The sequence below is a fragment of the Ornithinimicrobium cavernae genome, from assembly GCF_003121625.1.
Taxonomy (GTDB): domain Bacteria; phylum Actinomycetota; class Actinomycetes; order Actinomycetales; family Dermatophilaceae; genus Ornithinicoccus; species Ornithinicoccus cavernae.
Window position 1 is genome coordinate 234,608 of record NZ_QDDJ01000002.1, and the last position, 10,915, is coordinate 245,522.

Sequence of the window (10,915 nt, forward strand, 5' to 3'; positions counted from 1 at the left end):
CTTCTCCTTGCGAAGTCTTCAGGCGGTGAGGGCGACGAGGACGTCCTCGCCCTCGATCTTCACGGTGTGTATGGCGATGGGCTGGGTGGCGGGGAGACCGGTGGGCTCCCCTGTGGTCATGTCGAAGCGCGAGCCGTGCAGCCAGCACTCGATGGTGCGTCCGTCCAGGTCCCCCTCGGAGAGGGAGACGTTGGCGTGGGTGCACGTGTCGTCGAACGCGTGCACCTCGCCACTGGAGTCACGGGCGATCGCGACAAGACGGCCGTCGAAGCTGGCCTGGACCGCGCCCACCTGGGGCAGGTCGTCCAGCGTGCAGACCCGGACGAAGGACAGCTGTCCCTCGTCCTGGGTCCGGACGCGGTCGGTCATGCAGCCGCCCCCATGTCGGCCTCGAGCTCCTCCTCGATGGCCGCCATCAGGGTGTCCACGACCTCGGGGACCCCGATCTTGGCGATGATGTCGGCGAAGAAGCCGCGGACCACCAGACGGCGGGCGTTGGTCTCGTCGATGCCGCGCGACATCAGATAGAACAGCTGCTCGTCGTCGAACCGGCCGGTGGAGCTGGCGTGGCCGGCACCGGCGATCTCACCGGTCTCGATCTCGAGGTTGGGGATCGAGTCGGCGCGGGCACCGTCGGTGAGCACCAGGTTGCGGTTGAGCTCGTAGGTGTCGATCCCCTCGGCCTCCTTGCGGATCAGCACGTCGCCGACCCAGACCGTGTGCGCACCGTCGCCCTGGAGCGCACCCTTGTAGGTGACCAGGGACTTGGTGTGCGGGGCGTTGTGGTCGGCGAAGGAGCGGTGCTCCAGGTGCTGACCGGCGTCGGCGAAGTAGACGCCCAGCAGGGTGGCGTCGCCGCCGGGGCCGTCATAGCGCACGTTGGAGTTGACCCGCACGATCGAGCCGCCGAGGCTGACCGCGATGTGCTTGTAGGTCGCGTCGCGGCCGACCTGTGCGTCGTGCTGGCCCAGGTGGATCGCGTCGTCGTCCCAGCGCTGGAGCGTGACGACGGTCAGCTCAGCGCCGTCGCCGACGATGACCTCCAGGTTGCCACGGTGGTCGGCGGAGCCGGTGTGGTCCAGGATCAGCAGGGCCTTGCTGTGGTGGCCCGCCTCCACGACGTAGTGCGCGCTGGACAGGCGGCCCGCACCGTTGCCGTGGATGTTGACCCGCAGCGGCTCGACATACTCCCGCTCGGCCTCGAGCTTGAGATAGAGCGCCTCGGCACAGTGGGCCGAGGCGACGACCGCACCGCGGTCGCCGGGCACCAGGACGGTGCCACGCGGGGCCTGGCCGGGAGCCAGCGAGTCGCCCATCACGTCGAGAACGCCGGAGACGTCGAAGTCAGCCGGGTGATCATCGCCACGGACGTCGTCGGCCTCGTCTGCAAAGACCCCGCCCAGCCGGTCGACCGGGGTGAAGCGCCACTCCTCCTCGCGGCCGTTGGGCACCGGGAAGTCGCTGACCTCGAAGGAGGTCAGGCGGGCGGCCCGGGACTCCTCCGGCGGGCTCCCCACGGTGCTCTGCGGGTCGACGTGGTCTCTGGGCTTGTCGGTGAGCAGGGTCATCAGCCGACGGCTCCTTCCATCTGCAGCTCGATGAGCCGGTTGAGTTCGAGGGCGTACTCCATGGGCAGCTCGCGGGCGATCGGCTCGACGAAGCCACGGACGATCATCGCCATGGCCTCGGTCTCGCTCATGCCGCGGGACATCAGGTAGAACAACTGGTTCTCGGAGACCTTCGAGACCGTGGCCTCGTGGGCCATCTGCACGTCGTCCTCACGAATGTCGTTGTAGGGGTAGGTGTCGGACCGGGAGATCTGGTCGACCAGCAGGGCGTCACAGACGACGCTGGAGCGGCTGTTCTTGGCTCCCTCGAGCACCTGCACCAGGCCGCGGTAGGACGTGCGGCCACCACCGCGGGCCACCGACTTGGAGACGATGGTCGAGGAGGTGTTCGGCGCCGCGTGCACCATCTTGGAGCCGGCGTCCTGGTGCTGGCCCTCGCCCGCGAAGGCGACGGACAGGGTCTCACCCTTGGCGTGCTCACCGAGCAGGAAGACGGCCGGGTACTTCATGGTGACCTTCGACCCGATGTTGCCGTCGATCCACTCCATGGTCGCGCCCTCGGCGCAGGTCGCGCGCTTGGTGACCAGGTTGTAGACGTTGTTGGACCAGTTCTGGATCGTCGTGTAGCGCACGCGGGCGTTCTTCTTCACGATGATCTCGACGACGGCGCTGTGCAGGCTGTCGGTCTGGTAGATCGGGGCGGTGCAACCCTCGACGTAGTGCACCGAGGAGCCCTCGTCGGCGATGATCAGGGTCCGCTCGAACTGACCCATGTTCTCGGTGTTGATCCGGAAGTAGGCCTGCAGCGGGATGTCGACGTGGACGCCCGGGGGGACGTAGACGAAGGAGCCGCCTGACCACACCGAGGTGTTCAGGGCGGAGAACTTGTTGTCGCCGGCCGGGATGACCGAGCCGAAGTACTCGCGGAACAGGTCCTCGTGGTCACGCAGCGCGGTGTCGGTGTCCAGGAACAGGACGCCCTTCTCCTCCAGGTCCTCGCGGATCTGGTGGTAGACGACCTCGGACTCGTACTGCGCCGCGACGCCGGCGATCAGACGCTGCTTCTCGGCCTCCGGGATGCCCAGGCGGTCGTAGGTGTTCTTGATGTCCTCGGGGAGCTCGTCCCACGTCGTCGCCTGCCGCTCGGTGGAGCGGACGAAGTACTTGATGTTCTGGAAGTCGATGTCGGACAGGTCACTGCCCCACGTGGGCATGGGCTTCTTGTCGAACAGCTTCAGGGCCTTGACCCGCTGCTCGAGCATCCAGGCCGGCTCGTTCTTGAGGCCCGAGATGCCGCGGACCACGTCTTCGTTCAGCCCACGCTGGGCGATGGAGCCGGCTGCGTCGCTGTCCGCCCAACCGTACTCATAGGTGCCCAGGTCCTTCAGACCAGGGTTCAGCTCTTCGATGTGTGTGCTCATCGCATGGACCTTCCTTCGGTGGACTCGACGACAACCGGACCCTCAGTCAGGGCTCCGGTGGGGATATAGGTGGTGCAGACGTGCTCGCCGCCGGCCAGGGTGGCCAGACGCTGCACGTGGACGCCGAGGAGCCGCGAGATGGCCTCGGTCTCGGCGTCACAGAACTGACGGAACTCGGTGGCGACATTGCGCACCGGGCAGTGACCCTGGCACAGCTGGATGCCGGCCAGACCGGTGCCCTGGCCGACCGGGCGTGTCGAGGCGGCGAACCCCTCGGCCGACAGGGCCTCGGACAGGGCCTCGATCCGGGCGACCAGGTCGTCGCCCGCAGCCTCGACGGACCCCCGGATGCGCTGCTCCAGGGCGTGGATCTGCTCCTCGGCGAAGGCCTCCACGGCGGACTCGCCGGAGTGCTCTGCCAGGAACTTCAGGGCGGCGGTGGCGACGTCGTCGTAGGTGTTGGACATCTGCTCCTGACCGCGCTCGGTGAGGACGAAGCTGCGGGCCGGCCGGCCACGGCCACGCCGGCCGGGGGCGGCCTCGTGCTCGATGATCAGCTCGCCCTCCTCCAGAGCGTCCAGGTGGCGCCTCACGGCGGCCGGGGTCAGACCCAGCAGGTCGGCAAGGTCGCGGGCCGAGATGGGGCCGCGCTCGCCGATGGCCCGACGAACCCGGTCCCGTGTCCGGGACTCTGGGGTGCCGTCTGCCATAAACACCATGCCAGTGTGACGTATATCCACATCTGGTCCAACGAAGGGGTGCCTAACCTCATTCCCCCGGTCCCTGCCTGCACCCGGCCGAGGTCAGAATCGCCAGCACCGTCGCCTACAGTGCCTTCGTGATCCGCGTCCACCAGCTCACCCGCGCCTTCGGTCGGGTGAGGGCCCTCGACGGCGTCAGCTGGACGGCGCAGCCCGCACAGGTCACCTGCCTGCTCGGCCCGAACGGTGCGGGGAAGACCACGACGGTGGAGATCGCCGAGGGCCTGCAGCACGCCGACTCCGGCACCGTCGAGGTGCTGGGTGCCGACCCGTGGCGCGCCCCCGCCGAGCACCGTGCCCGTGTCGGGGTGATGCTCCAGGACGGCGGCCTGCCCCAGGCGGTGCGGCCCCTGCCGTTGCTGCGCCACCTGTCCAGGTTCTACGCCTCCCCCGCGGACGTCGGTGCGCTGGCCGGCGAGCTCGGCATCGACGAGTTCGCGGGGACCACTATCCGGCGTCTCTCCGGCGGCCAGCGCCAGCGGGTGGCCCTGGCGGCCGCGCTGGTCGGACACCCCGAGGTGCTCTTCCTGGACGAGCCGACCGCCGGCCTGGACCCCCACGTCCGCCGCACCGTGTGGGAGCTGATCGCACGCACCGCCGGCGACGGTGCCACCGTCGTGGTCACGACGCACTCCTTCGAGGAGGCCGAGCGGCTCGCGGACCACCTGGTGATCATGGCCTCGGGCCGGACCGTCGCGGAGGGCACCGCCGCAGAGGTGGCCGGCAGCGGGACGCTCGAGACGGCATACTTCGCGCTCACCGACAGGAGCGAGCCCGCATGACCCCCACCGAGCCGACCGCGGGGACCGTCGGAGGGCCCGCCACCGCGCGGGCTGCCACGCCCGTGCGCCGGCTGGCCGCTCAGGCCGCTTTCGAGGCCCGCGGCCTGCTGAGCCACGGCGAACAGCTGCTGGTCAGCGTGGTCCTGCCCCTGATGGCGCTGGTCGCGCTGGCTCTCACCGACGCACCCTCCCTCGGGGAGGGCGACCGGGTCGACGTCGCCACCGCCGGGGTCCTGGCCCTGGCAGTGATCTCCACGGCGTTCACCGGGCAGGCGATCCTGCTCGGCTACGAGCGGCGCTACGGCGTGCTGCGGATGCTCGGCACCACTCCCCTGGGCCGGCGCGGACTGCTCCTGGCCAAGGCCGGCTCGGTCCTGGTGGTGGTCGCGGTGCAGTTCCTCGTCCTGGGCGCCGTCGCGGCACTCCTCGGCTGGAGGCCCGACCCGGTGGGACTCCCCGGGGCCCTGCTCGTCACGGTTGCCGGGGTGCTCGCCTTCGCGTCGCTGGCAGCCCTCATCGGCGGCACGCTGCGCGCGGAGGGCGTGCTCGCCCTCGCCAACCTGCTGTGGGTCCTGCTGGCCGCCCTCGGTGGCGTGCTGGTGCCTGCCGCGCGCTATCCGCAGCCGTGGGACACCCTCGTCGGCCTGCTGCCCTCCGCGGCCCTGGGCGACGGCATGCGCAGTGCGTTGGTCGCCGGTGCGTTCCCGGCCCTGGAGGTCCTCGTCCTCCTGGTCTGGGCGGCACTCGCCTCGGTGCTCGCCGCGCGCCTCCTGCACTGGTCCGACTGACCCCGTTCCCCGACCGAGCATTGAGAATGGTTGTGTCCCGGGGTCGGGTCTCTCCGCATGGTCACGCGAGAACCACACCCACCGGGCGCACGCGCGGCAGAGTCACCCAGACGGCCGACCTACGATGAGGGGGTGCCCGTGACCTCCCCCTGGCTCCGCCGGATCCTGCTCACCAACCTGGTCCTCCAGGTGCTCATCGTCGTCACCGGCGGCCTGGTCCGCCTGACCGGCAGCGGGCTGGGGTGCCCGACCTGGCCGCAGTGCGAGGAGGGGTCCTACACCCCGGTGCTCCACGACGCCATCACCTTCCACCCCTTCATCGAGTTCGGCAACCGCCTCCTCAGCATGGTCGTCGGCCTCGCCGCCCTGGCCACGGTTGCTGCCGTGTGGCGCTGGGCCCGGCGGCGCACGCCGATGTGGGGTCTGGCTCTCGGCGTGCTGGCCCTGACCCTGTCCCAGGGCATTCTCGGTGGCATCACCGTGCGCACCGGGCTGCACCCCACGACCGTGATGACCCACTTCCTGGTCTCCATGGCACTGGTCGCCCTCAGCACCGCACTGCTGCTGCGCGAAGGGGAGCCGGACGGGCCGCGCAGCCCGGCGGTGCCCGCGCTCGTCCGACAGCTCGCCCTGGCGACCGCCGCCGTCCTCGTGGCGGTGCTGGTGCTCGGCACGGTCGTCACCGGGTCGGGCCCGCACTCGGGTGACGCCGACGAGCCGGCCCGCTTCGGTTTCGATCCGCGGACCATCTCGTGGCTGCACGCGGACGCGGTGATGCTGTTCGTCGGGCTGGTCGTGGCCGTGCTGGTGGCCACGACCCTGGTCTCCGGGGCGTCACGGTCTCGCGGCTGGTGGTCCGCGGTGCTGCTGATCTCCCTGGCCCAAGGGCTCGTGGGCTACACGCAGTACCTCACGGGGCTGCCCGAGATCCTGGTCCTCGTGCACATGCTCGGCGCTGCCGCCCTGACGGTGGCGGTGACCGGCGGTGTGCTCACCCTCTGGGACCGACAGCGGGTGGGCACGGAGCACGAGCCGGACCGGCAGCACCTGCCGGCCTGACGCCTACCGACTCCTCTCGAACCGACTCTCAGGAGGACCCGCATGGCACCCACCGCGCTGCTCCTGGGCGGGACCGGCGTCCTGCGCACCACCGCCGAACGCCTCGCCGAGCGCGGCGGGGAGGTCACGGTCACCGCGAGGGACCCCGCCCGGGCCCCCGCCGGGTGGGCCACGGATCCGACCGCCCTCGGCACGTCGGTGGCCGGGTCCGTCACTCTCGCCCTCGTCGACCGGACCGACCCGGCTGCCGTCGAGCGGGCCGTCGGTGACGGGGTCGACCTGCTGGTGGACGGGCAGGGCTACACGCCCGACCAGGCCACCGCCCTGGCCGCGCTCTCCCGACGGTGCGGCACCACGGCATACCTGTCAGCCAAGGCCGTCTATCTGGATGCCACCGGTCGGCACCTGAACTCCCCCGAACCGGCGCACTGGACCGGGCCAGTGGGTGAGGAGGGGCCGACGATGACCTACGCCGGGCAGGCCCACAGCTCCGCGGAGGGCTACGGCGCGAACAAGGCGGAGTCCGAGCGGGTCCTGCTCGAGCGGGGCGAGCGCGTCACCATCCTGCGGCCGAGCAAGATCCACGGCCCCGGCGCACGCCAGGCCCGCGAGTGGGCACTGGTGCGACGTGTCCTGGACGGCAGGGAGTGGCTGCCCGTCCGCCGCGGTGGCGCCGTCGAGTCCACCACCTCAGCGGAGGTGCTCGCCCGCACCCTGGTGCGCTGCGCAGAGCTGCCGGGCACCCGGGTGCTGAACGTCGCCGACGTCCCTCCCCGCCCGGCCCGCGAGCTGGCCAGCGCCGTCCTCGAGGCCGCCGGTCGGGCCCTGCCACAGGTGGAGGTGCCCGACGAGGCCCCGGACGGGCTCGGCAGCCTCCCGTGGGGCAAGGACATGGTCCTGGACACCAGCGCGCTCGCCGCGTTCGGGGTCGAGGCTCCAACCTTCGCGGAGACGGTCGGCGCGGAGGTCGAGTGGCTCCTCGCCGTGGCCCGGGAGCGGGGAGGCACGTGGCAGGTGCCGGACTGGGTCGACGGTGGCACTGTCGACTATGCCGCCGAGGACGCCTGGCTCGGTCGCTGACGACCGACGGCCGGACCCGTCCGGGCGGCCGTGGGCGGGTCAGACGGGAAGAGCCAGGAAGACCAGCGGGTCGACTGCCACGCCGAGGAACAGCAGGGTCAGATAGCTGATGGAGAAGTGGAACAGCCGCATCGCGCCGAGACGGCTGCCGGTCTCCCCCGCCCGGGCCCGGCTCAGGAGCCGGTGCGCCTCCACGAGGAACACGGCACCCGACAGGACCGCGACCGCGGTGTAGATCCAGCCCATCGGCGCCACCGGCACCAGGGCCAGCGACGTGACGACGGTGAGCCAGGAGTAGCCGACGACCTTGCGCGCCACGGCCACGTCCTGCGCGACGACCGGCAGCATCGGGACGCCGGCCGCGGCGTAGTCGTCCTTGAACCGCATCGACAGCGGCCAGTAGTGCGGAGGCGTCCAGAAGAAGATGACCATGAACAGCACCAGCGCCGGCCAGGCCAGCGAGTTGGTGACGGCGGACCAGCCGATGAGCACCGGCATACAGCCTGCGACCCCGCCCCAGACGATGTTCTGGCTGGTCCGGCGCTTGAGCAGGATGGTGTAGAAGCCGATGTAGAGCACGATCGCGCCCAGCCCGAGCCAGGCGGACAGCCAGTTGACCAACAGCCCCAGCCAGGCGAAGGAGATGACTCCGAGCACCGTGCCGAAGACGAGGGCCGCCCTGGGGGTGATGACACCGGTCACCAGCGGTCGGTTCTCGGTGCGGTGCATCTGGGCGTCGATGTCGCGGTCCAGGTAGCAGTTGAGCGTGTTGGCCGACGCCGCCGCCAGCGTGCCCCCGACCAGGGTGGCGATCATCAGCCACAGGGAAGGGATCCCGCCCTCGGCGAGGAACATCACGGGGAACGTCGTGACGAGCAGCAGTTCGATGATGCGGGGCTTGGTCAGCGCGATGTAGTCGCCGACCACCTGTCGCCAACCGCGGTCGACGCCAGCAGGGGTGGTCCCCGTCGCACGGTCGAGAGTGGTCACGTCGTCCTTTGTCACAGCAGCCGAGAGTATGCCGGGCGCACCGGTGGTGGGGCCCGCTTCCCTGTCTCATGGTAGCCGCCGCCCCGCTCGGGTCAGGCACCGGACCGGCGTGCCGTGGCGCCTCTCACACCCGGCCTCCTTCCGCCCGCCGGGCGGACCGTGCATCGGCGGGTGGAGCCGACTAAGGTCGGCAGTGACTGTGGTGCCGCCCCGCACCACCCTGCCGACCACGGAGGAGTGACTCGTGACCGAGACCAGCCAGGACACCACCAGCCGGGACGCGAGCCTCACGGCGCCCGTCGCGACCGAGGTCGGGTGGACCGATCTCGACGTGCGCGCGGTCGACACCGCGCGCATCCTCGCGGCCGACGCCGTCCAGAAGACCGGTAACGGTCACCCCGGCACCGCGATGAGCCTGGCCCCGCTCGCGTACCTCCTCTACCAGAACGTCATGCGGCACGACCCGAGCGACCCCCACTGGCTCGGGCGGGACCGCTTCGTCCTCTCGGCCGGGCACTCGAGCCTGACCCAGTACATCCAGCTGTACCTCTCCGGCTACGGCCTGGAGATGGAGGACCTGCAGGCGCTGCGCACGTGGGGCAGCAAGACCCCCGGCCACCCGGAGGTGCACCACACCACCGGCGTCGAGCTGACGACCGGCCCCCTGGGCTCCGGCCTGGCGACGGCGGTCGGCATGGCGGCCGCCCAGCGCCGCCAGCGGGGACTGCTCGACCCGGACGCGGCGCCCGGCACCTCGCCGTTCGACCACCACATCTGGGTCATCGCCTCCGACGGCGACATCATGGAGGGCGTCGCCTCCGAGGCGTCGTCCTTCGCCGGCCACCAGGAGCTGGGCAACCTCACGGTCATCTACGACCAGAACTTCATCTCCATCGAGGACGACACCGACATCTCCTTCTCCGAGGACGTCGCGGCGCGCTACGCGTCCTACGGCTGGCACACGGAGACCGTGGACTGGCGGGAAGGCGGGTCCTACACGGAGAACGTCGACGAGCTGTATGCCGCGTTGCAGCGGAGCAGGGACTCCGACCGGCCCACTCTGGTCCTGTTGCGCACGATCATCGCGTGGCCGGCCCCCACCAAGCGTGACACCGGCGCCTCCCACGGCTCTGCCCTGGGCGCCGAGGAGGTCGCCGAGACCAAGAGGCTGCTCGGGTTCGACCCCGAGCTGCACTTCCCGGACGACGAGGACGTGCTCGCGCACGCCCGCCGGGTCGTCGAGCGCGGGCAGCAGGCGCACCGCGACTGGGACACCGCCTACTCCGCCTGGCGGGAGGCCAACGCCGACCGGGCGGCCCTGCTCGACCGCCTCCTGGCGAAGGAGACGCCGGAGGGCTTCGCCGAGGCCTTCCCGGTCTTCGAGGCCGATCCCAAGGGCAAGGCGACCCGCGCCGCGTCGGGTGAGGTGCTCAACGCCCTCGCGCCGGTGATGCCGGAGCTGTGGGGCGGCTCGGCCGACCTGGCCGGCTCCAACAACACCACCATGAAGGGTGAGCCCAGCTTCGTCCCCGAGGGCAGGTCGACGGAGATGTTCTCCGGCAACCGCTACGGCCGGACGCTGCACTTCGGCATCCGGGAGAACGGCATGGGGATGATCCTCTCGGGGATCGCCCTCGAGGGGCTGACCCGCCCCTACGGCGGCACCTTCCTGGTCTTCTCCGACTACATGCGCCCGGCTGTCCGGCTCGCCTCGATCCAGCAGGTCCCCGTCATCTACGTCTGGACGCACGACTCGATCGGCCTGGGTGAGGACGGACCCACCCACCAGCCCATCGAGCACCTCGCCGCCCTGCGCGCCATCCCGGGTCTGGACGTGATCCGCCCGGCCGACGCCAACGAGACGGCGGTGGCCTGGCGCACGGCGCTGCAGGTCCATGACCACCCGATGGCCCTCGCCCTGACCCGGCAGAACGTGCCGACGTTCGACCGCACCCAGTTCGCGTCGGCGGACCTGACCGCTCGGGGTGCCTACGTCCTGGTCGACGCCGAGGGCGGCGAACCGGATGTGATCCTCATCGGCACCGGCTCGGAGGTTCAGCTGGCCGTGCAGGCCCGTGAGCAGCTGGCGGAGCGCGGCATCGCTGCCCGCGTCGTGTCCATGCCGTGCCGCGAGTGGTTCGACGGCCAGGACCAGGCCTACCGCGACGAGGTGCTGCCGCCGTCGGTGCGCGCGCGGGTGAGCGTGGAGGCAGGCGTCGCCCAGGGGTGGCGCGAGCTGGTCGGCGACGCCGGCCGGATCGTGAGCATCGACCACTTCGGCGCCTCGGCCGACTACGAGACGCTCTACCGCGAGTTCGGCCTCACTGCCGAGGCCGTCGCGACCGCGGCACAGGAGTCCCTCGCCGCCGTCAGCGGCGACGCCCCTGGCCACACCACCCCAGCTGAGCCGGCCCAGGGCGAGCCCACCCTCGGCGACGTCCCCTCATCCACCCAGGAGAAGTGAGC

At 71.0% G+C, this 10,915-nt stretch carries 10 protein-coding genes; 5 read left to right on the plus strand and 5 right to left on the minus strand.

Features of this window, described 5'->3' with window-relative positions:
* Positions 1-18: 18 nt before the first annotated feature.
* From DA085_RS02895 to DA085_RS02910, 4 genes are read right to left on the minus strand one after another with little or no spacing between them, the layout of a single operon-like run.
* The gene (locus DA085_RS02895; protein WP_109471425.1) at positions 19-369 is read right to left on the minus strand and encodes a non-heme iron oxygenase ferredoxin subunit; all 351 of its coding nucleotides are present in this window, start codon (positions 367-369) and stop codon (positions 19-21) included.
* A complete protein-coding gene (gene sufD, locus DA085_RS02900) occupies positions 366-1,568 on the minus strand; it encodes a Fe-S cluster assembly protein SufD (protein WP_109471426.1) in 1,203 nt (400 codons plus the stop codon). Before sufD ends, DA085_RS02895 begins: the two co-directional genes overlap by 4 nt.
* Positions 1,568-2,989, minus strand: coding sequence for a Fe-S cluster assembly protein SufB (gene sufB, locus DA085_RS02905; RefSeq protein WP_109471427.1), 1,422 nt, complete (start codon positions 2,987-2,989; stop codon positions 1,568-1,570). Before sufB ends, sufD begins: the two co-directional genes overlap by 1 nt.
* Entirely contained in the window at positions 2,986-3,699 is a 714-nt protein-coding gene (locus DA085_RS02910) for a helix-turn-helix transcriptional regulator (protein WP_237565268.1), read from the minus strand. The genes sufB and DA085_RS02910 overlap by 4 nt, the downstream gene beginning before the upstream one ends.
* 128 nt (positions 3,700-3,827) lie before the next feature.
* On the opposite strand from DA085_RS02910, the gene DA085_RS02915 reads away from it, so the two are divergent.
* From DA085_RS02915 to DA085_RS02930, 4 genes are all read left to right on the plus strand, one after another.
* Entirely contained in the window at positions 3,828-4,532 is a 705-nt protein-coding gene (locus tag DA085_RS02915; RefSeq protein ID WP_419866491.1) for an ABC transporter ATP-binding protein, read from the plus strand.
* Positions 4,529-5,320 carry an ABC transporter permease gene (locus DA085_RS02920; RefSeq protein WP_109471429.1) on the plus strand — a complete coding sequence of 264 codons (792 nt, stop codon included), beginning with the start codon at positions 4,529-4,531 and terminating at the stop codon, positions 5,318-5,320. The genes DA085_RS02915 and DA085_RS02920 overlap by 4 nt, the downstream gene beginning before the upstream one ends.
* Before the next feature lie 132 nt (positions 5,321-5,452).
* Entirely contained in the window at positions 5,453-6,379 is a 927-nt protein-coding gene (locus DA085_RS02925; protein ID WP_237565269.1) for a COX15/CtaA family protein, read from the plus strand.
* A 42-nt stretch (positions 6,380-6,421) separates the two neighbouring features.
* Positions 6,422-7,459 carry an NAD-dependent epimerase/dehydratase family protein gene (locus tag DA085_RS02930; RefSeq protein WP_109471431.1) on the plus strand — a complete coding sequence of 346 codons (1,038 nt, stop codon included), beginning with the start codon at positions 6,422-6,424 and terminating at the stop codon, positions 7,457-7,459.
* A gap of 39 nt (positions 7,460-7,498) precedes the next feature.
* Here DA085_RS02930 and DA085_RS02935 read toward each other — a convergent pair whose 3' ends face one another.
* Positions 7,499-8,449 (minus strand): heme o synthase, encoded by a 951-nt coding sequence (locus tag DA085_RS02935; protein WP_109471432.1) that lies wholly within the window; start codon positions 8,447-8,449, stop codon positions 7,499-7,501.
* 244 nt (positions 8,450-8,693) lie between these two features.
* Here DA085_RS02935 and tkt point away from each other — a divergent pair, with 244 nt between their 5' ends.
* The gene (gene tkt / locus DA085_RS02940) at positions 8,694-10,913 is read left to right on the plus strand and encodes a transketolase (RefSeq protein WP_109471433.1); all 2,220 of its coding nucleotides are present in this window, start codon (positions 8,694-8,696) and stop codon (positions 10,911-10,913) included.
* Positions 10,914-10,915: the final 2 nt, after the last annotated feature.

What these genes read in the sequence shown, in the direction of transcription:
- DA085_RS02910 (WP_237565268.1), bottom strand. Translation starts at nt 3,699, where the DNA reads ATGGCAGACGGCACCCCAGAGTCCCGGACACGGGACCGGGTTCGTCGG.
- DA085_RS02895 (WP_109471425.1), bottom strand. Translation starts at nt 369, where the DNA reads ATGACCGACCGCGTCCGGACCCAGGACGAGGGACAGCTGTCCTTCGTC.
- DA085_RS02930 (WP_109471431.1), top strand. Translation starts at nt 6,422, where the DNA reads ATGGCACCCACCGCGCTGCTCCTGGGCGGGACCGGCGTCCTGCGCACC.
- sufD (WP_109471426.1), bottom strand. Translation starts at nt 1,568, where the DNA reads ATGACCCTGCTCACCGACAAGCCCAGAGACCACGTCGACCCGCAGAGC.
- DA085_RS02920 (WP_109471429.1), top strand. Translation starts at nt 4,529, where the DNA reads ATGACCCCCACCGAGCCGACCGCGGGGACCGTCGGAGGGCCCGCCACC.
- sufB (WP_109471427.1), bottom strand. Translation starts at nt 2,989, where the DNA reads ATGAGCACACACATCGAAGAGCTGAACCCTGGTCTGAAGGACCTGGGC.